Annotated in this window: 23 protein-coding genes and 1 tRNA gene; 17 read left to right on the plus strand and 7 right to left on the minus strand. The window is 29.2% G+C overall.

All coding sequences use genetic code 11. The annotated features are described in order from the left end of the window. Window positions 1–5: 5 nt before the first annotated feature. Together Q1X91_RS03350 and Q1X91_RS03355 are read right to left on the minus strand one after the other, a co-directional pair. Window positions 6–2,327 (minus strand): PBP1A family penicillin-binding protein, encoded by a 2,322-nt coding sequence (locus Q1X91_RS03350; protein WP_366945488.1) that lies wholly within the window; start codon window positions 2,325–2,327, stop codon window positions 6–8. Window positions 2,328–2,808: 481 nt separating this feature from the next. Beyond that, window positions 2,809–3,525, minus strand: coding sequence for an META domain-containing protein (locus Q1X91_RS03355; RefSeq protein WP_300753409.1), 717 nt, complete (start codon window positions 3,523–3,525; stop codon window positions 2,809–2,811). A gap of 176 nt (window positions 3,526–3,701) precedes the next feature. Here Q1X91_RS03355 and Q1X91_RS03360 point away from each other — a divergent pair, with 176 nt between their 5' ends. The 15 genes from Q1X91_RS03360 (at window position 3,702) to Q1X91_RS03430 (ending at window position 18,673) form a co-directional block, all read left to right on the plus strand. Then, entirely contained in the window at window positions 3,702–4,202 is a 501-nt protein-coding gene (locus Q1X91_RS03360) for a GNAT family protein (RefSeq protein ID WP_300753410.1), read from the plus strand. 218 nt (window positions 4,203–4,420) lie between these two features. Then, the gene (fliP, locus tag Q1X91_RS03365; RefSeq protein ID WP_300753412.1) at window positions 4,421–5,209 is read left to right on the plus strand and encodes a flagellar type III secretion system pore protein FliP; all 789 of its coding nucleotides are present in this window, start codon (window positions 4,421–4,423) and stop codon (window positions 5,207–5,209) included. 53 nt (window positions 5,210–5,262) lie between these two features. Next, window positions 5,263–5,532, plus strand: coding sequence for a flagellar biosynthesis protein FliQ (gene fliQ / locus Q1X91_RS03370; protein WP_012669897.1), 270 nt, complete (start codon window positions 5,263–5,265; stop codon window positions 5,530–5,532). Window positions 5,533–5,575: 43 nt separating this feature from the next. Next, window positions 5,576–6,379, plus strand: a complete 804-nt coding sequence (fliR, locus tag Q1X91_RS03375; RefSeq protein WP_300753413.1) for a flagellar biosynthetic protein FliR — start codon at window positions 5,576–5,578, stop codon at window positions 6,377–6,379. Continuing rightward, complete coding sequence (gene flhB / locus Q1X91_RS03380) at window positions 6,376–7,575, plus strand: flagellar biosynthesis protein FlhB (RefSeq protein WP_300753415.1); 1,200 nt, start codon at window positions 6,376–6,378, stop codon at window positions 7,573–7,575. The genes fliR and flhB overlap by 4 nt, the downstream gene beginning before the upstream one ends. A gap of 21 nt (window positions 7,576–7,596) precedes the next feature. Next, a complete protein-coding gene (locus Q1X91_RS03385) occupies window positions 7,597–9,708 on the plus strand; it encodes a flagellar biosynthesis protein FlhA (RefSeq protein WP_300753465.1) in 2,112 nt (703 codons plus the stop codon). Between the two features lie 65 nt (window positions 9,709–9,773). Then, window positions 9,774–9,947 (plus strand): hypothetical protein, encoded by a 174-nt coding sequence (locus Q1X91_RS03390; protein WP_008725115.1) that lies wholly within the window; start codon window positions 9,774–9,776, stop codon window positions 9,945–9,947. A 77-nt stretch (window positions 9,948–10,024) separates the two neighbouring features. Next, entirely contained in the window at window positions 10,025–12,004 is a 1,980-nt protein-coding gene (locus Q1X91_RS03395; RefSeq protein ID WP_300753417.1) for a flagellar biosynthesis regulator FlhF, read from the plus strand. A 36-nt stretch (window positions 12,005–12,040) separates the two neighbouring features. Beyond that, window positions 12,041–12,904, plus strand: coding sequence for a MinD/ParA family protein (locus Q1X91_RS03400; protein WP_020006039.1), 864 nt, complete (start codon window positions 12,041–12,043; stop codon window positions 12,902–12,904). Window positions 12,905–12,941: 37 nt separating this feature from the next. Next, window positions 12,942–13,553 carry a hypothetical protein gene (locus Q1X91_RS03405; RefSeq protein ID WP_300753421.1) on the plus strand — a complete coding sequence of 204 codons (612 nt, stop codon included), beginning with the start codon at window positions 12,942–12,944 and terminating at the stop codon, window positions 13,551–13,553. A 35-nt stretch (window positions 13,554–13,588) separates the two neighbouring features. Further along, window positions 13,589–14,068 carry a sigma factor gene (locus tag Q1X91_RS03410; protein WP_300753423.1) on the plus strand — a complete coding sequence of 160 codons (480 nt, stop codon included), beginning with the start codon at window positions 13,589–13,591 and terminating at the stop codon, window positions 14,066–14,068. Between the two features lie 110 nt (window positions 14,069–14,178). Continuing rightward, the gene (whiG, locus tag Q1X91_RS03415) at window positions 14,179–14,997 is read left to right on the plus strand and encodes an RNA polymerase sigma factor WhiG (protein ID WP_013112715.1); all 819 of its coding nucleotides are present in this window, start codon (window positions 14,179–14,181) and stop codon (window positions 14,995–14,997) included. Between the two features lie 14 nt (window positions 14,998–15,011). Next, entirely contained in the window at window positions 15,012–16,994 is a 1,983-nt protein-coding gene (locus Q1X91_RS03420) for a FapA family protein (protein WP_300753427.1), read from the plus strand. A 23-nt stretch (window positions 16,995–17,017) separates the two neighbouring features. Then, on the plus strand, window positions 17,018–17,983 hold the full coding sequence (locus Q1X91_RS03425) for a hypothetical protein (protein ID WP_300753429.1): 966 nt from the start codon (window positions 17,018–17,020) through the stop codon (window positions 17,981–17,983). 24 nt (window positions 17,984–18,007) lie between these two features. Further along, window positions 18,008–18,673, plus strand: coding sequence for an HAD-IA family hydrolase (locus Q1X91_RS03430; RefSeq protein WP_300753431.1), 666 nt, complete (start codon window positions 18,008–18,010; stop codon window positions 18,671–18,673). Here Q1X91_RS03430 and Q1X91_RS03435 read toward each other — a convergent pair. Together Q1X91_RS03435 and Q1X91_RS03440 are read right to left on the minus strand one after the other, a co-directional pair. Next, on the minus strand, window positions 18,662–19,459 hold the full coding sequence (locus Q1X91_RS03435; RefSeq protein ID WP_300753433.1) for a DNA repair protein RecO C-terminal domain-containing protein: 798 nt from the start codon (window positions 19,457–19,459) through the stop codon (window positions 18,662–18,664). The genes Q1X91_RS03430 and Q1X91_RS03435 overlap by 12 nt on opposite strands. An 84-nt stretch (window positions 19,460–19,543) precedes the next feature. Beyond that, the gene (locus Q1X91_RS03440; protein ID WP_300753435.1) at window positions 19,544–19,711 is read right to left on the minus strand and encodes a 4Fe-4S binding protein; all 168 of its coding nucleotides are present in this window, start codon (window positions 19,709–19,711) and stop codon (window positions 19,544–19,546) included. Window positions 19,712–20,047: 336 nt separating this feature from the next. Between Q1X91_RS03440 and Q1X91_RS03445 the strand changes: the two genes are divergently transcribed. Continuing rightward, window positions 20,048–21,301 carry a homoserine dehydrogenase gene (locus Q1X91_RS03445; protein ID WP_300753437.1) on the plus strand — a complete coding sequence of 418 codons (1,254 nt, stop codon included), beginning with the start codon at window positions 20,048–20,050 and terminating at the stop codon, window positions 21,299–21,301. A gap of 61 nt (window positions 21,302–21,362) precedes the next feature. On the opposite strand, the gene Q1X91_RS03450 is transcribed toward Q1X91_RS03445, so the two are convergent. Next, entirely contained in the window at window positions 21,363–23,114 is a 1,752-nt protein-coding gene (locus Q1X91_RS03450; RefSeq protein ID WP_300753440.1) for a YhjD/YihY/BrkB family envelope integrity protein, read from the minus strand. A gap of 55 nt (window positions 23,115–23,169) precedes the next feature. Here Q1X91_RS03450 and Q1X91_RS03455 point away from each other — a divergent pair. After that, window positions 23,170–23,250: transfer RNA gene (locus Q1X91_RS03455), tRNA-Leu, on the plus strand. A 5-nt stretch (window positions 23,251–23,255) separates the two neighbouring features. Here the strand turns inward: Q1X91_RS03455 and Q1X91_RS03460 are convergent. Further along, complete coding sequence (locus Q1X91_RS03460) at window positions 23,256–23,528, minus strand: hypothetical protein (RefSeq protein WP_300753441.1); 273 nt, start codon at window positions 23,526–23,528, stop codon at window positions 23,256–23,258. A gap of 43 nt (window positions 23,529–23,571) precedes the next feature. Continuing rightward, entirely contained in the window at window positions 23,572–23,943 is a 372-nt protein-coding gene (locus Q1X91_RS03465; RefSeq protein ID WP_300753442.1) for a hypothetical protein, read from the minus strand. Window positions 23,944–23,948: the final 5 nt, after the last annotated feature.

Here is a 23,948-nt window from a genome sequence, read left to right on the forward strand (position 1 = left end):
TAATATCAATAGTTAAGGAAGGAATCAATTATACTGTCAAGCTCATTAGAATCTTCCAAATAATGCGAACATACATTGCAGGTTTCAGTTGGTATTTTATTAGTAATAAATAAATCAGTCTGAAATGAATAGCATGAAGGACCAGGTAATTTACCGCTAATAGCACATACCCGCACACTTACAATATCATCAGGTCTGTCATACCAAGTAGGCTTAACTTCTTTTAAAGCAGTCACCATATACTTACCCCATATAGGAGCAGCCACTCTTCCGCCAACCTGATTATTTCCTAAAGAGTATTTAAATGAATCAAAACCAATCCATATTCCAGTAGCAAGTTCCGGAGTATATCCTACAAACCAAGCATCTTTCCAGTCATTAGAAGTACCTGTTTTACCAGCACCTCTTCTAGTAAATCCAGCTTCATACATTGCACTTGTAGCTGTACCTCCTCTTAATACACCCATTAATATATCGCTTATTAAATATGCAGCCTCTTTGCTTATAACCTGTTTAGGTCCTCCTCTTAATGTTACTTCTTTTTTAAGCTCTTCTTCAAAATTATCTATAACAATGCCGTATCTGTCTGTAACATATCTTATAAGTATAGGATTAACTTCTTTACCTTCATTTGCAAACTCAGCAAAACCTGTTGTAAGTTCTAAAGGTGTGAAAAGCCCTGTACCAAGTCCTAAAGTTAAATCTGGATTAAACATTCTTTTAGATTTATCAGAATTATGTTCAGCTTTAAATATAGGCTCTACATAGTTAATAGCATTAGTAATACCTACATAGTTAAGTACATTAACAGTAGCAATATTTAATGAAGCTGCTAATGCATATCTTAAACTAACATCTCCTTTGAAGTTTCCAGAGTAGTTTTTAGGTATCCAAACTTCACCGTCTTCTCCTTCTTCAGGAACAAAACCTATAGGAGCATCGCTAACTATAGTAGAAGGGCTGTAATTACTAATATCCATTGATGCAGCATATACAAAAGGTTTGAATGCACTTCCAGCCTGTCTTCTGGCTTGAGTAGCACGGTTAAACTGATTTCTTGCAGTAAATCCTGAACCTCCAACCATTGAAACTATATATCCGTTTCTAGGGTCTATTGCTACTAATGCTCCTTCAATTTGTCTTGAGAGTTCTGCTTCATCAGCTTTCATAACTTCCATAGTTATATCATTAACTTCTTCCATACCGAATATATCAGATAATAATGCTAATGGTAAGGTAGTATATTTATTTAAAGTATCTCTTACAGCTATATTAAATTTATTATAAGCACTGTTTTCTGGAAGATTAAATAATATAGAAAGCATTTTTACTCTGTCTATGGTTTCTCTATCGTATATTTTGATAATATCCATAGATCCGCCTTCGTATTTATTGTTATATTCTGTAAGTGCTTCAGTTAATAATCTTTGAGCTTCTTCTTGTTTTTCTATATCTATAGTAGTGTATATTTTAAGTCCGTCTTCTTTTAATGCTTTTTCACCGTATCTGTCAACTAATTGTCTTCTTACATACTCTGTAACATATGGTGCTCTGTCTATAGATGCACTGTAGGCAGTAGAACCTCTTCTTCCTATTTTACCAGTATATGTTTCCCAAAACTCTTTATGGGCTTCTTCTGCTTCTTCTCTTGTTATAAACTTTAAATCAGCCATTCTGTTTAATACAACTTTATGCCTTGCTATTGATATATTAGGATTATTAATAGGGGAGTAGGCATTTGGTGCTGGAGGAAGTGTTGCAAGCATTGCACATTCTGCCAAATCTAAATTTTGAACATCTTTATTAAAATAGAATCTGCTTGCTGCCTGAACACCGTAAACAGAGTGTCCGAAATATATTTGATTGAAATATAATGTAACTATTTCTTCTTTTGTAAGTCTTTTTTCTATCTGGAAAGTTACCCAAATTTCTTTTAACTTTCTCATTATAGTTCTTTCGCTTGATTTTAATACTATGTTTCTTGCTACCTGCTGAGTTAATGTACTTGCTCCTCTGGCTCTTTTTCCAGTAAGTATATTACCTATAGTACCTCTGAATATACCGAAAATATCTATACCAAAATGTTTCATAAAGTTATTATCTTCCATAGATATAATGGCTTCTATTAGTTCTGGAGGTAAGTCTTTATATTCAACTAATGCTCTTTGCTCTGTGAAAAACTCTGATATTACTTCACCTTTTATATCATAAATTTTTGTAGGTATTGTTGGTTTATATAATTCTACTGCCTGAACATCAGGCTGCATAACTATATCAGCTGCTAAAATAGAAAGTACTATAGTAACTGCTAAAAATATAACCGACATGAACACAATATAAAATTTTTTAAATTGTTCTATATTTATTTTATTGTAATTATCCCATATTTTCTTTAAAAATTTCAATTTACTTATCCTAGCATATATTTTATATTCTTATTATACAAATAATTATTCATTTAATCAACATATTTTTTCTATTATAGAAATGAGATATATAAAAAAACACTCTATGAAAATAGAATTCATAGAGTGAAAAAGTAATGGGTTTGTATATATATCTTAAGAGCGCAACAAATGACGTTTGTAGCTATACTATATATAACATTAATAAAAAGAAACAGTAAAATATATTTAGTTGATTAAATTAAAACAAATATATTATAAGTTTTTAATTATTATTTTTTAAGTATATTTAAGTGATTTAAGTAAAAATAGTAATGGGCTTATGATTAAGGAAAACCATAAGCCCATCAATAATAGTGTTAGGAGTCTGATAATAATGAATAATTGCTTTGTTTATAAAAAATTAAGACTTCATCTTGTATATTAACTTTTCTTTATCTTTAGTTGTTAATATAAGCTCGTCTCCTTCTAATGATATTTTAGATATACTTCCTAACAAATTTATATATTTATCATTAGCTGTTTCTTCAGTACTCTCTGTTTTTATATCTTTTATTAAAATTTTATCATCATTAATAGTATAGGCAGAGAAATATTTATCTCTATTATTATAACCATAGATATAATTTTTAGTAAAACCAATAGTAATATTTAATTCATCAAAGGCGTTTTTTAATATAAACTCTTTTCCTTTAAGATAATTTGATGATAATTCTACTACCTCTTTAAATATTAATTCTTTATCATCTTTAGTTTTTATTTTTAAAAAATTGCCTTTTATTTCTAAAGTGTAAGCCTCTGAGAGCAATTGTAAATACTCTTCCTCTTCTTTCATCAAATTTTGAGGACCTTTCATTTTTGATGCAGATATATCATTAATTTCTATATTATCTCCTTTTATATGGTATGAAGCACTGTATGTATTAATAGTTGATTTACCGCTTATTTTGTTATCATCAAAAATTATTGTAATACTGTTTTTTGCTAAATTATCTAATGTATAAACCTTTCCGTTTAATATTTTAGTAATTATAGTATCATCAATTTTAAAGTCTGTTTCAGAAAATAAGGCAAGAGAATATGCCAAAAAGATAAGAATATATGTAAGTCTTTTAATCATATATAAATATTTTATCCTTTAATAATTATTCTTCATATAACTAATATAACAATTATAGTGTAAAATGTATAATAAAAAAAATAAAAAACTATTAAAATAATTGCAAAAAAAGAAAAATAAGTTATCATATTACAGTTTACATAATAAAATCCGATAATAATTGCAGGTAATATATTATGAATAATATACGCGAAGCACATATAGAAGATGCTCAGGATATTATAGAATATATAAAAAAAGTCTCTGATGAAACAGATTTTTTAATTTCTGGTTCTCAAGAAAGGCAGTTAGATGTAAAAAGAGAGGAGGAATTTCTTCAAAGCATACGGCATTTGACATTAGAAAAGATGTTTTTATATGAAATTAGCGGTAAAATTGCAGGAATATGTAATTTGAAAGGCATTAATAAGGTTAGAATAAGGCATAGAACGGAGCTTGGTATAACTGTATTAAAGGATTATTGGTCAAGGGGCATAGCTTGTGAACTTATAAATCATGCTGTTGATTACTGCAGGCTTAATTCTATAGAAAAAATAGAATTAACTGTAAGAACTGATAATGAAAGAGCATTAAAATTGTATAAAAAGTTAGGTTTTGAGATAGAAGGAGAAATAAAAAGCTTTTTTTGTATAAACGGCATTTATTATAATTGTTATATTATGGGGCTTTTTGTTTAAAATAACACTATAAATAAATTTTATATATAGTGTATTGGTACTGTAAATGTTATTTGCTTTTAGTATGAGATTTAATTTTTATTGAGTTGATTGTAAATTAGTTAACATAATACTTGACTATTTTAGAATAATATGTTAACTTTATTCAAGTTGTAAAGATTATCGTTTTTAGAAGAAAAAATATTAGGAAAAAAAATTTATAAAGTTGGAGTTCTCAAATGCGAAAGTTTATTATGGTATTTTTGGTATTATGTTTACTTATGCCGATAGTAGCTTACGCTCAAGATAATACTCAAATACCAATACCTACAATAGGACTTAATGTGACTCAGGCACAGACTCCGCAGCAGGTAAGTTTAGGTCTTCAAATATTATTTCTTTTAACAATATTGTCTTTGTCTCCGTCTATTATAATAATGACAACGAGTTTCATAAGAGTTTCAATAGTATTAAGTTTCGTACAAAGGGCATTGTCATTACAGGAAACCCCTCCAAGAGCATTGATAATGGGGCTTTCACTATTCCTTACATTTTTTATAATGATGCCCACATTAACTCAGGTAAATAATGAGGCACTGCAGCCGTATTTGAACGGATCTATAGGTGTCAATGAATTATACAGCAGAGGTATACAGCCTATAAGAATGTTTATGTTTAACTCTTTAAGAGGTGAAAATGGCATGAAAAGTTTGGATTTATTCTTGAGTATAAGTGATACTAATATAAGGCTTAGAGATATTCAAACTGTAGATGATTTAAATAGAATACCCACTATAGTAGTAGTGCCTGCATTTATAATAAATGAACTTACTATAGCATTCAAAATGGGAATATATTTATTTATACCGTTTATTGTTATAGACTTGGTTGTTGCTTCTATACTTATGGCTATGGGTATGATAATGCTTCCGCCTATTATGATATCTTTGCCATTAAAGATAATTTTGTTTGTTGCAGTTGATGGCTGGAAACTATTAATACTTCAAATAGTTCAAAGTTTCCAATAATAATAAAAAAGTATTTGGTTTTTATATAGTTAATTTATTTTAAGGAATTTTTTATGAGTGATACTTCAATTATCGTTTTGGTGCAGGAAACATTATGGGTTTTTATGCTTCTTTCTGCTCCTGTTTTGGGTGTATCAATAATAGTAGGTTTGATAATTTCTATACTTCAGGCTACTACAAGTATTCAGGAGCAAACTTTAACATTTGTTCCAAAGATGATAGCAATGCTTGCTGTAATATACATGCTTGCTTCTTGGATGCTTAATTATACAAGTGCTTTTACTGTAAGACTATTTAGCATACTTCCTAGTATAGCTAGATAATAAATATTTATAATTAATAGGTTAGGGATAATAGGAATAAAGAATGGATAATTTTGTTAATTTTTTCCAGATTTACCTGCTCATCATGGTAAGGTTTATAGCTATACTTATGGTAGCTCCTTTATTTTCATCTAATGTTATTCCTAATAGTATAAAAATGGCACTTGCTTTTATAGCTACTGCTACTATATTTCCTTTGGTTGCTGATATTACTGTACAGGCTGCTCCTACCTTTGTTGAATATTTTTTAACACTTGTTAATGAAGCACTTATTGGAATATTAATAGGATTTCTTATGTCTATTATATTTACTGCCTATCAGGTTATGGCAAATTTCTTTGATATTCAAATGGGATTTGGTATATCAGAAACTGTTGACCCTATATCTCAGGTTGCAGTTCCTGTATTAGGACAGCTTCAGTCTTTGATAGCGGTATTAATATTTATAGCTATAGACGGACCAAGCTGGGTGGTTAGAACTTTATTTTATAGTTTTAAAGCTATGCCAGTATTAAGTGATGCATCAAAGGCAGTATTTGCTTCATCATTTAATGGTGTTATAGATAGAATGATATATTATATGAGTTCATTATTTTCTATAGCTCTTTCACTTGCTTTGCCTATAATACTTACTTTATTTTTATTATCATTAAGTTTGGGTTTGTTGGCAAAAGCAGCTCCGCAGATGAATATTTTGATGTTGGGCTTTCCTATGCAGATAGGTGTAGGTATTGTTTCTTATTATATACTAATACCAGTACTTGTTTCTAACTTTATGAGAATATTGGAATATACTATATCAGATGTTAATAATATAATAACTTTCTTATCGGGAGGTACTATATGAAAAATATAATATCTTCCGTACTTGAACTACTAATAATATTTAAAGCCAAGCTATACAGAAAATATTTACGTATTACTAAAAAAGGCTATGTATTAACATTATTTGCATCTCCTGAAGATGAAGGCAGAACAGAGCTTCCTACAGAGAGAAAGAAAAGAAAAGCAAGAGAAGAAGAGGGACGTGTTGTAAACTCTGTAGAAATAAATCAAACTCTTGTTTTAGCAGTTACAATAGCTGTAATAGCACTTCTTACAACATACTTAACTGATACAGTGTCTAAATTTTTTATGACAATATTAAATAAGATATCAACAGCAGACACCGCTATGAATGTGTTATCTCTGCCTGATATGTTTTTGGAGATAGTAGTATTAATAGCAAAAACTGCAGGTATAGTTTTGGCAGCAGCATTAGTTGTAGGTGTGGGTATTAATCTGGCACAAACTAAATTTCTATTTACAACTAAAAAATTAAAACCTAATTTTAAAAGAATAGCTCCTACTTGGTCAAACTTTAAAGAAAGAGTATTTGTTTCTTCACAAAACTTAATGAACTTAGCAAAAATTCTATTTAAAATGGTAGTTATATCATTTATTACTTTTACTACTATATATGGAAAAAGCAGTGAATTATTTAATATGACTAATATGGAACTTCCTCAAGCTATGCATCTTTTCTTTTTTATAGTTTTGGAGATGCTTGCTAAGGTAATAGTATTTATGATAATAGTATCTGCTTTCGATTATTTCTTTCAAAGAAGGCAGTATATTAACAGCTTGAAAATGACAAAGCATGAGATGAAAGAAGAGTTCAAAGAGATGGAAGGAGATCCTTTGGTAAAAAGTCAATTGCAGGATATGGCTAGAAAGATTGTAAGCAGAACAATGCTTAAAGCTGTTCCAGAGGCGGATGTGGTTATTACAAATCCGACTCACTTTGCAGTTGCTTTAAAATATGAAAATGGCGATTATGCTCCAGTAGTAACAGCTAAGGGGGCAGATCATATAGCTTTAAGAATAAAAGAAATAGCTAAAGAAAATGATGTACAAATAATAGAGAATAAACCTTTAGCCCGTGAATTATATTTTAATGTTGAAATAGGACAGTATATACCAGAAAAACTGTTTCATGTTGTTTCAAGGATACTTGGCGAAGTATATAGAATACGTAATGAAAAAATGGCAAGGGCTATATAGGAGGAATAAAAAGTGGCAACAATGAATGGTGCTAAATCAATATTAGATTCAATAAAACTGCCTGCTAATATGAGCAGACACAGCGATATAATGTTTGCTGTAGGTGCGGTTATGGTAATAATGATGCTCGTTATACCATTGCCTTCTTTAGTATTGGACTTTTTGCTTATAGTGAATATTATAGTATCATTATTAATATTACTTATGGTGCTTAGTATAAAAAGTGCTAATGATTTCAGCGTATTTCCTTCTGTACTTCTTGTTATGACAGCTTTCAGACTTGCTCTAAATGTATCCACTACAAGAGCTATTCTTACAGAGGGGGCTAATTTTAATGGTAAAGTTATTACAGCATTTGCTGACTTTGTAGTAGGCGGAAATATAGTTGTAGGTGTAGTAATATTTATCATACTTATTATAGTACAGTTTATAGTTATCACTAAAGGTGCTACAAGGGTATCAGAAGTAGCGGCAAGATTTGCATTAGACAGTATGCCTTCAAAAATGATGGCTGTTGAAAGCGAACTTCAGGCAGGTGCTATTACTGATAAAGAGGCAGAAGAAAAAAGAAGAAAGATCAGAGGAGAAAGTGATTTTTACGGTACTATGGACGGTGCTTCAAAGTTTGTACAAGGAGACGTTATAGCAGGTATCATAATCACAGTTATAAATATAGTAGGAGGACTCATTATAGGAATGACTATGAGAGGAGAGCCTTTTGCTCAGGCCGTTAATGCTTATACACGCTTTACAGTAGGTGATGGTTTGGTAAGTCAGATACCTTCTTTCTTTATGAGTTTTGCTACTGGTTTATTGGTAACTAGAAGCAGCAGCGAAGATAATTTGTCAACTCAGATTGCTGTGCAGATTTTTGCTAAACCTAAAAACTTATTTATAGGTGCAGGTTTTGCTTTCTTTTTAATGCTTTTACCAGGTTTTCCAAAAATAGCTTTATTTGTTATAGCATTAGCATTATTTTTAGCAGGTTATGCTTTGAAAAAAGAACAGCAGGAACTTGGACTTAATGAAGACGGTACAAAAGCAGATGCTGGAGAGCAGGTACATCAAGGTCCTTTAGATGTTACTCCTTTCTTAAAGGTCGAGAAAATAGAATTATCTGTCGGGGCTTCGCTTATACCTTTGGCATTAGAGTCTGAAGGCGGAGATTTAATTAACAGAATAAGTCAGATACGTAGAGAGCTTGCTTTGGAAGTGGGATTGGTTGTTCCTCCAGTACGTATTGTGGATAACAGTGTAATAGAGCCAGATGAATATACTGTAAGCATTAATGGTACAGAGATGGCTAAGGGATTTGTACGTCCTAATATGCTTTTAGCTTTGAATGCTAATTCTCCAGACGGACCTTCGCCAGATTGTGAGAAAGTAAGAGAGCCTGCATTTGGGCTTCCAGCTTATTGGATTAAAGTTGATGAAAAAGATATGGCTGAGAAAAAAGGCTTTATGTTGTTTCAGCCTACATCAGTTATTGCTACTCACTTCAGCGAAACTATTAAAAGAAATGCTAATCTTCTTATCGGACGTGAAGAGGTACAGAATATGCTCGATCTTATTAAAGATGATCATAAAGCTCTTGTATCCGAAGTGCTTGCTGCTAAGCCTCATAATGAAAGTCCTCTTGGTTATATACAAAAAGTATTGCAGAATCTTCTTCAAGAGGAAGTGCCTATCAGAAACAGTGTTGCTATATTAGAGGGTGTTGCTGATGCTATATCTATTATGGGAAGCGAACAGGCTACTGAACTTGTAAGAAGCAGACTTGCATCTCAAATATCGCAGATGGTTGCAGACCAAGACAGAAATATAAGAGTTATTACTTTAAGTCAGCAGCTGCAAAATAATATAGCTCAAAACCTTGCAAATACTGGAAATTTACAAGGCTCTCAAATGATAGCTATGAGTTTTGAGAGTATGCAGAACTTGATTAAAAATATAAAAGATGCTGTTAAACTTGTTAGTGATTCTGGAGTTGATGATATAGTATTTTTAACTTCTCCTATCATAAGAAGACCTTTATATCAATTTATAGCTAAAAATGTTGGTAAGTATAAGGTTATAGCAACTACCGAAATAGCACAGGGATATAATGTACAGGGAGTTGCTAGTATAAAATAGTAAAATACAAAGCTCTGCAAAAGAGTATTTTTTAAGATATAAATATAATTATTTGGAGTTAAACAATGAAAACTATAAAAATTTTTGGTAAAAACAGAGAGGAAATTGAAAAACAAGCCAGAGATAAATACGGCGAAAGCTACTTTATTATCAGTGTAAGAGAAAGTAAAAGAAAAAACATATTTGGTATGATTAAAAAAGAGTTTGAAGTTTCTATTGGCATATTAGAACAATATTAATAAAAAATTAAGATAAATTATTAAGATATAAATATTTATAATCGAGGAGTTTTTAAGATGATTAGAGGAGTTAGAATATGGTAGACATACGTACTATAAGAGGGAAGGATAAAACTGACGCCTTTGCCAAAGCGAGAGTAGAATATGGCGGAAATTTTGTTATATTGACAAGCAAAGATGTTAAGGTAGGCGGTTTTTTAGGTCTTGGAATGAAAACAGAGCATGAACTTAGAATAATGCTTAATAACTCTATATATGATAGAAAAAATAATTCAGAAGAAAAAAATTCTTATGACAGCAGCACAGAAGATGATGATATGCATAGAACCAAACTTTTAAGCGACAGAATAGAGATGAAAAAGCATACAACTGAAACTATTGATGCAAGTGAGATGGCTGATAGAATAGTTGCTGTAACTAAGGCTTTAAAAGAGGCTTCAAGAGAAAGAAATGCTAATAGGGTGAATAATTCTTCATCTGCAAGCAGCAGTATGACTTCTTCTTCGCAATCTGCTCATTCTGATAATTTTGATGATGACAGCAGAGAGAGTATCAGAAATATCAATGAAGAACTTGTTAATGAAACTTTAGAAAGCAATAATCATTCATATTCTATTGAAGAAAAAAAGGAAAATATATCCGCTAGAGAGATAAATAATAATAATAATACGGATAATTTTACTCCATTGCCTAATTTTAATAATTCTCCTTATTCTAATTTTTCATCTTCTGCATTTACTAATGTAAAAGGTTCAATGCTTTCTGACTATAATACTGCTAATAATAGTTTTTCTCCAATAAATAATTATAGTAATTTTGCTAATAATAGTTTTATGAATGGTATGAACAGCAATATGAATAACTTTAATAGTAATGTTATACCTAATCATATTAATAATTCAAATAGTCAGAATAATAATTCTGCTAATGCTGCCAATGCTATAGATGAGAATGTAAAAAAATTAGTTCAAGAACAGATAAGAGATATGGTAAAAGAATATTTGGAAGGAAGTTTACCAAATATTAATAAAAATAAATATAATTCTCAAAATAATAGTAATTCTGCTAATAATAGAAATACATTTACTGATACTGAAGATGAAGAGATTAATAATGCTATAGAAGAGATAAAAGAATACAGAGAAGAAAATAATCTCACTAGAGAACCTAGAGAAAAGAAAACTAATGTGAGAGATTACTTTGAAGATACAGATGAAGCTTCAGATGATTATAATAATGATGAAAGTTATGAAAATAATCCTGCTGACGGAATGGAAGAGAGTTTCAATTATTTAAGAGACAGAGAGTTTCCAGAAGAGGTGCTTTTAGATTTAAGAGAATATTTATTAACTTCAAGCAATGCAAGATTTTTTCAGTCTAAAGATGTAATTAGAGAAGAGGTTGAAAAATATTTCTCTGATAAATTAATACTAGCTAATGGTATAGATGTAGGGGCTAAAAAGAAAATTATAGTATTTGTAGGACCTACAGGAGTTGGAAAAACAACAACCATACCTAAAATAGCAGCTCAGCATATGAAGTCTGGAAAAAAAGTTTCTTTTGTTACAATAGATAATTACAGAATAGCAGCGGTTGACCAGCTTCAAAGATATGCAAGTATCATGAAAGTTCCATTTACTAGTGCAAGTACCCCAGAGGCTTTAAGGGCTGAAATTAGAAAGATGGATAATTCTTCGCTTTTATTTATTGATACTATGGGACGTTCTCCAAAAAGTGCTGAAGAAATAGTTGCCATGTCAAAATATTTTACTACAGTTGGAAGATTTGATATGGATATTCAGCTTGTTATGAGTGCTACTGCTAAATATAAAGATGCTGTAAAAATACTTAATGGTTTTAAGCCTACTAATTATAAAGGAGTAATACTTACAAAAGTTGATGAAACTGATTATTTGGCTTCTTCAATTTGTGCTATTACAAGAAAGAAATTACCTATTACCTACATAACACATGGTCAGGGTGTACCTAAAGATATATCTACAGCTAAGAAATATGGATATAAAATAATGGAAGGATTATTTGGTTCTTCAAAATAAAGATAATTATAAAAAACAGGAAATTAAGTATATATTATGAAAGATCAAGCAGATGAATTAAGAAAGATGATGGGCGTAAAAGATAAACGTCCGCAGCGTATAATAAGTATAGCCAGCGGTAAAGGCGGTGTTGGCAAAACTAATATAGCTATTAACCTATCCATAGCATTGCAGGAATTGGGTCAGAATGTACTTTTAATAGACGCTGATCTTGGACTTGGTAATGTTAATGTAATACTTGGAAATATACCAGAATATAATCTTTACCATGTTATTAAGGGTGTAAAAAAGCTTCATGAGGTTGTACTTGAAACTGATTATGGTATAAGATATATTGCTGGTGCTTCAGGATTCTCTTCTCTTGCAAATCTTTCGGGAAGAGCTTTAACTAAATTGGTTAATAGTATGGATTCATTAAATGATGCTGATATTATTATAGTGGATACTGGAGCTGGAATATCTGATACAGTTTTATATTTTCTATTATCATCAGATGAAAGTATTGTTGTTACAACTCCGGAACTTACTGCTATACTTGATGCTTATGGTGTGATAAAATCTATAGCTCCAGAAAATGCTAATGCTGATATAAAGATATTGGTAAATAGAGTTACAAAGGCTTCTGAAGGCAAAGAAGTGGGAGATAAAATTATTATGACAAGTAAAAAATATTTGGATATGGATGTGAAATACTTGGGTCATATTTTAGAAGATAAAACTATTCCTTATGCAGTTTCTCAGCAGCTGCCTTTTTATCAATATGATAATAAATGTCATGCTTCTATGTCTATATATAATATTGCTAAAAAAATAGTTGATATGGAATATGATGATGACAGAGAAGCAAAAGGTCTTGGAGGATTTATGGAATCTCTTTTATCTTTTGTAAGCAAAAAATAAAAATTATTATTGAATTAATACTTATTAGAGGTAATTTATGAATAATATAGTTGAAAAAGTAAAACAATATTTTTCATCTAATTTTGGAAAATTGGCTGCAATTGTAGCTGGACTTTCTTTTGTTATAACGCTTATATTATCAGTTTCCTATAAAAATAGAATTGATATTTCTTTATTAAAAGCAATTTTTTCAGCTATTATAACAATTGTTATATTGTTTTTACTTGGTACAATATTGAAAAAATATTTAGGAGATGTAATAGACGAAGCAGATACTAATTCTAATATGGATATAGACTATAATGCCATAGATGATAATAGTAGTAGTAACAATGCTTCTTCTTCTGATACTAATAATACTCCTTTTACTCCAGATTTAAGCTTAGATTCATCAGCACCAAAACCTTTAAATATTGATAAAAATACTAAGCCTAATTATAAAAGTTCAGGAGATGATATTGGTGATATAGTATTCAGTAAGCCCAATACCGCTCAAAGTACCGCAAGCTATACTTCAAGCAGCAGCAGTATGTTCCCTGATAAGAAGGTTACAAGTGAAGAGATGGAAAGAGAGGTTAGAGAAGATCCAGAAAAAGTGGCTAAAGCTGTTAGAACAATGATAGCTAAAGATGAAAAAGATGATAAGTAAAACATATTAAAAATTTAATATTTAGGGTGAATATTATGAGAGACAAAGATAAAATACCAAATATTACCAATGAAAATGAAAAGAAATATTGGCTTGAGTTTTATAATACTCAGTCGCCTTATATAAGAGAAGTTTTAATTAATAAATATTTTCCATTATTAAAATATGCTGCAGACAGAATATATGTTAATATGGATTCTCATGAAAATATTGAATTTCAGGATTTGGTAGGTTTCGGATCTTTCGGACTTATTGATGCTATTAATAAATATGACCCTAACATAGATATTAATTTTCAAACATATGTTCTTGATAAAATTAGCAGAGCTATATATGATGGACTTGGAGAAATGTATTATCCGTCAGCATCTATAAGCGGTATTTGGTATGTAGATGATGATTATGATGAGATATCAGTAATAGATACATTAAAACCTAAAACTAATCAGAAATATTTTAGCAATAGAGAATATGCAAAAAATAAAATAGTATCTGATTTGAAAAAACTGCCCTGAAAAATTAATAAGGCTGTTATAATAATTATACAAAGATAAAATAGATAATGGTAAATAAGAAATTATTTATAAAAATTATATAGCAAAAATTAATAACTAGAGTGAAGATTATGAAGATGAACAAAAAAGAAAAAGGTAAAATACCAAATATTACTAATGATAATGAGCAGGAATATTGGCAGGAGTTTAAAAATACTCAGTCACCTTATATAAGAGAAGCTTTAATTATTAAATATTCTCCATTGGTAAAGTATGTTGCAAGCAAAATATCTGTTAATATGGGTTCTCATAAACATATCGAATTTCAGGATTTGGTAGGTTTCGGATCTTTCGGACTTATGGATGCTATTGATAAATACAACCCTAATAGAGATATTAAGTTCAAAACATATGCTGTTACTAGAATTAGGGGAGCTATATATGATGAACTTAGAAAGCTGGATTATCTTCCAAGGTCTATACGTAAAGATGTTAAAGAAATAGAAAAGGCTAGAGAAATATTAGAGGCTAGATTAAGCAGAAATATAAAGCCTCAGGAAATAGCTGATATGCTTGGAATACCTATAAGCAAATATAATGAAACTATGAAAAGATATATAGAGGCTTCTCCTACTTCACTTAGTGATGTTTGGTATGTGGGTGATGATTCTGATGAAATATCTGTAATAGATACATTAAAATCTAATGATAAAACTAATCCTGAATATTTGGCAGAAAGAGAAGATGTAAAAAATAAAATAGTAGCTGCTTTGAAAAAACTTCCAGAAAAAGAAAAGCAGGTGCTTATATTATATTATTATGATGATCTTACCTTAAAAGAGATTGGAAAAGTATTAGAGGTATCAGAGAGCAGAATATCTCAGTTGCATACAAAGGCAATACAGCAATTAAGATATAGTCTTTCAGAAATAAAAAAACAATTATTATAAAATAGGTGATTTTTATGAATGAGTTAAAAAGAAAAATATTGCAAAGTGATTTTTATAAAGAAGTTTATAATAATAAAAATACGCGTTCTGTTGAATTATCTGTAGCATCTTTGGAACGCGGTATGCAGGAGGCTGCTGCTATATTTCAATGCCCAATTTATGAATTAAGTTATAAAGTTTTGGAAGAGGGAAGCAAAGGTTTTTTTAATATAGGGGCTAAACCGTTTTTGGTAAGATATACTCATATTACTTATGACAAATCTAATATAGGTCATGCTGCTGGGGCTGATTATACTGTTGGAAATGTAAATGATTATAATCAAGAAAAAGTTGTATTTAATAAAGATACTGAAATAATTGTAAGAGTAAAAAGAGACGGAGTATTTTTAAAAGTTAATCCTCCAGTTGCCGACGGAAAAAGAATTGAAGATATGACGGCTTTGGAAGGTAAGTTAATAGATGCTGGAATAAAAGAATATGATTCTCATTTAGCTAAAAAAATGCTTCATGAGCAGACGGGACAATATGCTAAAGTTGCTGAATGGGACGTAGGAAGATCTGGAAATAATGCTAAGATTAGTTATAGTATTAGTGATGATAAAATGCGTGCTTATGTTACTGTAACAAAACCTAATAAGGGCGGAAGAGAAATGGATTTGCAGGACGTAAAGGAAATAATGGAAAACAGCGGTATTACTTTCGGATTTCAGGAAGAGAATGTTGTTAAGTGCTTAGAAGAAGGTACATTTAATATTCCTATACTTGCAGCTGAAGGACGTGCTCCAGTAAATGGTCAGAATGCTAAAATTGAATATTTGGTTAATGTTAATAAAAAAGTTATACCTAAATATATAGGTGAAGATCAAAGTATTGACTATAAGGATTTAAGTATAGTAGAAAATGTTGAGCAGGGACAAAAATTGGCTAGAAAAATACCTGCAACTGATGGCGAAGTAGGAAGAACTGTACTTGGAGTAAAAATAGAAACTAAGAGCGGAAAAGATATTGATATTAAGGAAATATTGGGTGATAATGTTGAGATGTCTGATGACGGAGAGTATATAGTAGCTTCTATAAACGGACAGGTAGTACTTAGAGGAAAATCACTTAATGTTGAGCCTATATTTGAGGTTTCTGGAGATGTAGGTCCTGAAACAGGAAATATCAATTTTATTGGAAGTGTTGTTGTTAAGGGAAGCGTAAGTGATAATTATTCTATAAAAGCAGAAGGCAATATTGATGTACATGGAACTGTTGGAAAATGCGATCTTGAGGCTAAGGGTGATATTATGGTTAAACTCGGTATTCAAGGTAATGAAAACAGCTATGTAAAAGCAGGCGGTGATGTTATTGCTAAGTTTATACAGTTCTCTAATGTTCAGGCTGGAAATAATGTTGTTGTCACTGAAGCAATACTTAATTCAAATATTGATGCTGATAATAGAATTATACTTATAGGTAAGAGGGCTTCTGCAAGCGGAGGAAGATTAAGAGCTTTAACAGAAGTTAATGGTAAAGTTTTAGGTTCTCAGGCTGGTGCTGTAACATTGATAGAAACTGGTATATCTCCTGCTAAAAGGCGTGCTATTGATGACTTGGATAAAGAAAAAGAAGAATTAGACAGCTCTATAGAAGAAACAGAAAGAAATATTAAATCTCTTGAACAAGCTGCTAAACTTAAAAAACTTGATGATGAGAAAAAAGATCAGCTTCAGAGTTATAAGGATCAGTTGGCACAGTCAAACAGCAGAAGAGAAGAGGTAGTTTTGGAAAGAGAAGCATTAACTCAGGATATAGAAGTAGAAAAAGTAGAATCTACAGTTAGTGCTGGTAAAGAGATGCTTCCGGGAGTTAAATTAATTATAGGAAGTGCTGAGTTTACAATAAGACAAAGCTATAAGGCTATCACTTTCTTTGAAGAAGGAGGAATGATACAGACGGAAAAATACAGAGGTGAGCCTAAAAATGAGAATAAAAAAAGTGAAGATGATGAATAATTGAATAAGAGGTTAAAAAATATATGTCTTTAAAAATAAATGAATTATATAGAGCGGCTATTGAATGCGGTATTGATTCTGACCCTAGAGGCAGGGAGATTGTAGAAAAAGAGCTTGAAAACACAAAAAAGATTTATGATAGTTTAGATGAAAATAAAAAAGAATATTTTGATAAAGACACAATATTTAATCCTTACTCCGATACAAGAGTTCTTAATATTGCAGATGATAAAGATATAAAAAAAATTTTCTGCGGTATAGACATGCAGACTTCAGAACTTTTACTTGCTGACAGACTTAATGAAAAAAATGAAAATATAGATTTAGTTATAACTCATCACCCTAATGGTTATGGTTTTGTTAATTTTTATGATGTCATAGAAATGCAGTCCGAAAAAAATGCTTTGCATAATGTTCCTATAAATGTATCTGAGGCTTTAACTAATAAAAGACTTAATGAGGTAAGCCGTTCTGTATACGGAGCTAATCATTATAGAGATGTCGAAACTGCTAAACTTCTTAAACTTAATTATATGTGCATGCATACTGTGGCTGATAATTTTGTAGAAAGTTTTTTAACTGAAAAGATGAAATTAGAAAAGCCTAATACACTATCAGATATAATTGATATTTTATACACAATAGATGAATATAAAATATCAGCTAAGCGTTATAATCCTCCTAAAATATTTAACGGCTCTAATAAATCTAAAGTAGGGAGAATTATTGTTGATATGACTGGAGGAGCTTCATTTGATTCTGCTATGATTGATGCTCTTTCTAAGGCAGGAATTTCTACTATCATAGTTATGAATATATCTGATAAACTTTTAGATGAATGCAAAAAACATTATATAAATGTTATTTGTGCTGGTCATATGTCTAGCGATAGTTTGGGACTTAATTTGCTATTTAAAGCTATTAAAGAAAAAACTAAAGAAGACTTTGAGATAATTCCTGCTTCTGGTTATATTTTTATTTCTAAATAGTTGTTGATGTTCGGATAATAAAAAATGAGTAAATATTATAATATATTATTTGATCTTGACGGAACAATTACTGATTCTGCTTTAGGTATAACAAATGCAGTTTTATATGGTATAAAAAAGATTAATGAAATATATAATTTAAATATAGATATTCCAAGTAATGAAACATTAAGAAAATTTATAGGTCCTCCTTTAGATGCAAGTTTTAGAAAATATTGTTATGATGATGAAAAATTATCCCTTGAGTTTATAAAGTTTTACAGAGAAGATTATAATGGAAATAACGGGCTTTTTAATTGTTCTCTTTATGACGGCATATATGATTTGATAAAAAAACTTTCAGAAAATAATTATAAAGTATTTTTAGCAACTGCCAAACCTAAAGAATCAGCTTTAAGAATAATAGAGCATTTTGGAATGGAAAAATTTTTTACAGGATTTTATGCTCCCATTTTAGGCGGAAAAATAAAAAATAAATTAGATGTATTGAAAGATGCTTTAGAAAAAGAAAATTTTGAAAAAGACAAAACTGTTATGATAGGTGATAGAATAGACGATATAGATGCTGCTAAAAATATTGGTATTGATTCTATTGCTGTACGTTATGGTTTTGGAAATGATGATGAGTTTAAAAATGCTGTTTATATAGCAAATAATGCTAAAGAAATATTTGATATATTAAGTAAATAAAATTTCTTCTAATACTTTTTTGCTTTTTATATTTATGTTTATGTGATTAAATAATGATTTGTTCATTATATCTTTTACATTACCTGTTGAATTATTATATAAGTTAATTATATCTTTATTATTTACTATATCTATTAATGATGTGTATTTTATAATTCTCATAAAATTTTTATCATCTTCTGTTATTTCAAAAGCATCTTTTATAATTGTTCTGCATTTTGAGCATATAAGTCCTCCCTCTATTATAGAATAAAATGATGCATTATTATTTTCACATAATATACATCTATCCAAATGCGGAGATATTCCTGCTATATGGAGAGTTTTCATCTCAAATGCTCTCATTAAAATATTGATATACATTTTTTTTATTTTATCATTGCTGTCATTGTTTTTTAAACTTTCAAGTTCTTCTAATTCTTCTAACGCATTCAAGGATTTTTCCATTAAAATAAAATATCTTTCATCAAAATCTTTTGCACAGTAGAACAGTACTTCCCTAATATAAAATACTAGAAGTGATGAATATATTGATTTTTCTAATGATGAATAATTTTTGATAATGCTCGATTCTTTTAATATAGATAATTGAGGCTGTTTTTTTTCGTATATGTTTATATCTAATTTCGAAATACTTTCCAAATCAGAACCGAATGCTTTAGAAGATTTTTTAGCTTTATAGCATATAGCCTGAATGACTGAGTTATTAGTTAAAAAAGAAGCTATTATAGATGAAGTTTTATACTGATTATATGATAATATAAATGCCTGAGTATTTTTTATCAATATTATTCCTTAAAGTCTGTAATATAAAAATAGGGCAGGATCTATATTAAAAGAAACCTGCCCCACACTATGCCATTACAGCTATTAAGCTTGATGAATAGCATTGCTTGGGCAAACAGCCTCGCAAGCAGCACAGTCAGTACATTTGTCTGGGTCAATCACGTAGATATCTCCTTCGCTAATAGCATCAAATGCACATTCTGGTTTACAAGAACCGCAAGCTACACAATCGTTATTTATAACACGTGGCATAATTTACCTCCATATAATTAATTAAACTGGATATATTATAACATAAATTAATAACGAAATCAATATCTATAATTCAATTATAAATATATACTAATATATTTTTATAATAATCTAACATATGTTTTGTTTATTTAACTTTATGTTTAATTATTAATATTAAGTTTGAAAAAATCATAAATATCCTTGTAAAATTATTCGATAAATGTTATAATATAACTTAATACAGTAATATCATTTTTAGAAATCATAAAAATATAATATTACTAACTTTTGTAATAATTAAGGTTAATTTTATTAAAACAAATTTATATTTAATCAAATTTTAAGGAGTTAAAAATGGAAAAGAAAAAAGAATTTAAAGTTGCAGTAGCAGGTTACGGACATGTAGGTAAGGATACAGTAAAAACTATTATTGAGAATAATTCTATAATGGAAAACAGAACTGGAATAAAATTAACCGTAAAAACCATTTTTAGCAGAAATATTGATAAAGTACAAGATGATAAATTTTTAGACAAGGTAGAAATAAAAACTAAAGATTTGAATGATATATTGAATGATGATGATATTGATATAGTAATAGAAGTTTTAGGCGGTATGGATACTGCTAAAGAATTACTAATGAAAATAAAAAAGCCTGTTGTTACTGCAAATAAGGCATTACTTGCCAACTGTTTTGGAGAGCTTATAAAAGACAGAAAAACAGATATAGCATTTGAGGCATCTGTTGCAGGTGCTATACCTATAATAAAGGCTATGAAAGAAAGTTTGGTTTCAGACAGAATGGAGGGTGTTTATGGAATATTAAACGGTACTTGCAATTATATATTAACAAATATGACTAAAAATAATTTAGATTTTAATGCTGTACTTAAAGATGCTCAGGAAAAAGGATATGCTGAAGCTGACCCTACATTTGATATTGACGGAATAGATACTGCTCATAAACTTTGTATACTTTCTTCTATTGCTTTTTGTAATGTTATAAGTTTTGATAAGATATTTATTAGAGGAATAAGAAATATCATATTAGACGATATAGTATTTGCATCTGAATTAGGTCTTACTATTAAATTGATAGCAGAGGCAGCTTTAGATAACAATGATAATGCATATATATATGTAATACCTACATTACTTAATGATAGCAATATGCTTTCAAAGGTAGATTATGCTTTTAATGCTATAACAGTTGTAGGAGATCGTTCTGGTGACACAGTATTTTATGGTTCAGGGGCTGGCGGAAGACCTACAAGCAGTGCTATAGTTTCAGATGCTGTTACTTTGGCTAGAAACAGTCTTATTACTGATGAGCTTAGAGTACCTATACTTGGTTTTGTTAATGAGAATAAAAATATTAAAGTAAAAGATTTTAAAGATAAAAATGAAACTTTTTATGTGAGATTTAAATCAAATAATAATGATTTACTTGCCTTTAATGAAGCTTTTTATGATATTAATATTGAAAAAAGTGTTGAAAGGAACGGATATTTTATGTATGTACTTAAAGATGTCAGCATAAACTCTATAATTGAAGCTATAGAAAAAGTTGAAAAAATAGATGATATATTTATAGCCAAAATTAAATAATATATTTTTAGATCTATGATTAACAGCACATATGTAGAATATCAACATCTATATATGTGCTTTATTTTTTATTTTTATAATAAGCTAAATGAAGTAGATTTGTATTATAATCTTTAATTGATATAGCTTTATTTTGATATATCATGCTTTTATATTTGTCATTAGAGTTTGTATTTTTACTTCTAAATCCTCCATCCATTCTTAAAGAGTATAAAATATCTCCTATTGTAATTGATTCAGGCTGACACCCTAAAGTGTATGAAATATTTGAACCATTAACTATTTTTATCACAAACATGGACTTTTCTAAAGCATTGGATATTTCTGTTATTGTATTTGGTGCTGTTCTTAATTCTTTTGCAAGCTCATACATAGTTATTGCTTTTTTCTTATTTAGAAATCTGTAAGTTACTATATACATAAATTCTAATGCTATAGCTTCTTTTTCTGCAAATGATAATTTTATATTACTTTTATCAATTCCGTAAGATCTGAAATATTGTATAGAGTAGGTGAGCTCAGCACCGAATAATATAATAATCCAAACTATATACAATAATAATAATAGTACAGGTATTTGAGCAAAAGAGCTTGCTGATGATAATTCAGCTGGAGTTATACTAGTGAGCATATTATTTTCACTGCTTATAGTAACTACATCATCTATTTTGAAATTATATTTTACAAGCTGTTCTCCTACATTTGGTGAAAAATTTTTAAAATCAAGCATATTTGTTTCTATAGGTTTTTTTTCATATGTTACTCCGCTTATTCCGTTTCCAACATTCTCCATAATAACATAGCTTATTCTTTCTAATTTTATACTTGTTATATTTTCAACATCAATCTCTTGATTTTTCTGAAGTATGTTTTCATTGGTTTCATAAGCTTCATTAGTTATTATATTTTCATTTAATGTATCATTATAATAATTATCGTTTTGATTATTTATAGTATTTTCTGCAGATCCTGTATTAATCTCTTTTACAAGGTATTCTATTTTATATCTGTCGCTGTCAAATATTTGCTTATAGTTTTTGACATTTATATTAAGTTTAAAATAAACGCTGAAAAGTGTTATTATAGCTACAGATACTAATATAGAAGATATAGTAGCATTAGACCAATTTACTTTCGTTTGCGGAACTAATACATAAGAAAATAATACCAATATAGAAGTTAATATTATAGGTGTAACCCAAGATAAGAGTATTTTTATTAATGCTGGAAGATTATGTAAATTTATAGATGTATAAGTGATTAAAGTAAATGATACCCCAATTAATATAGGAATTAAGAAAAGCAAAGCTATGTAATTGGCTACAACTCTTGGTATAGAAGTTGTTATTTTTACACGCCATATTTTTACTAAAGATGATTGTATACTATGAAGTATTAAAGCGGTACTGACTATAGTTGATATAATACCAATAATACCAAAACTTGCCAAATTGGTATTATCTGCTATATTTAATATTTGCCTTACCATTGGTTCATAAAAAGGTGCATTTTTTTCCATCCAGTCAAATATAACAAGAAATATGTTCTGATATATATTAAAAATTCTTAATATAAATAATCCTACTATCAAAGCTGGTATAAATGATAATGTTACCAAATATGTTAGAGCTGCTGCTCTTATAGTGCAGTCATCTTTAAAAAAATCTGTAATGGCGAATGTAATTACTCTATATGTATTTACTAAGAATTTTTGTATGGGGTTAAATGTGTTTTGATCCATGAAATATACGTCTTCAATTAGGAATTTTTTCACTTTATTTAAAAATTTGTTAATTTTTTGAATTTTAGCCATACAAACCTTCTTGCAAAAAAAAATATATAATGTATAATATATTAATAAAAATTAAGCGAGGGTGGCGGAACTGGCAGACGCACTAGACTTAGGATCTAGCGCCCTAGGCATGAGGGTTCGATTCCCTCCCCTCGCAATTTTTTATTCGTCTTTTTTCTTCTTATCGTTTTTATCATCTTTTACTTCTATTGAATATTTGCATTTACTGCATACTTTTTTGTATCCGCTTGAAGTTTTTATTATTCTCATAGAATTTTTACAATGACAAAACGGACAGTCTTCATGGTTTCTAAATATAATCATAGAGATTAAATCTACAACCTTACTTATACCTGAAACAAAAAATAATATCCCAAACATTAAAATAAATATTATTATAATGATTATAAAAAATATGATAACTAATAAGTCCACTTTTCAATAATTCCGTTAATAGTGTTTATATTATAATTATATGTTAAATATATGATTTTTTAAAGAAGTCTGAGTATATTTTTATTATATTTGTATTAATATATTTTATGGGAAAATCTGACCAATTATCTAATTTATTATCCCATAATCTATAATAATAGTTATTTCCTTCTTTTTTCCATTCATATGTATAAACTTTATTATTGTTTGGAGCATTTTTATCATCATTACTGTAAACTATTTTATTATTATCAAAGAAAGTATATTTTTCTTTATTGTTTCCATTAATAAACTCCCAAGTACCGATAAATCTATAATCTACAGTTTCTTTTTCTGTGCTTATGATTTCTTTTTTATGGCATGACAATAAGAATATTGAAAGCATAAATAATATAAGAATATGAAGTTTATACATGTTGT

Source organism: uncultured Brachyspira sp., from assembly GCF_949287625.1.
In the GTDB taxonomy this organism is placed as follows: Bacteria; Spirochaetota; Brachyspiria; order Brachyspirales; family Brachyspiraceae; genus Brachyspira.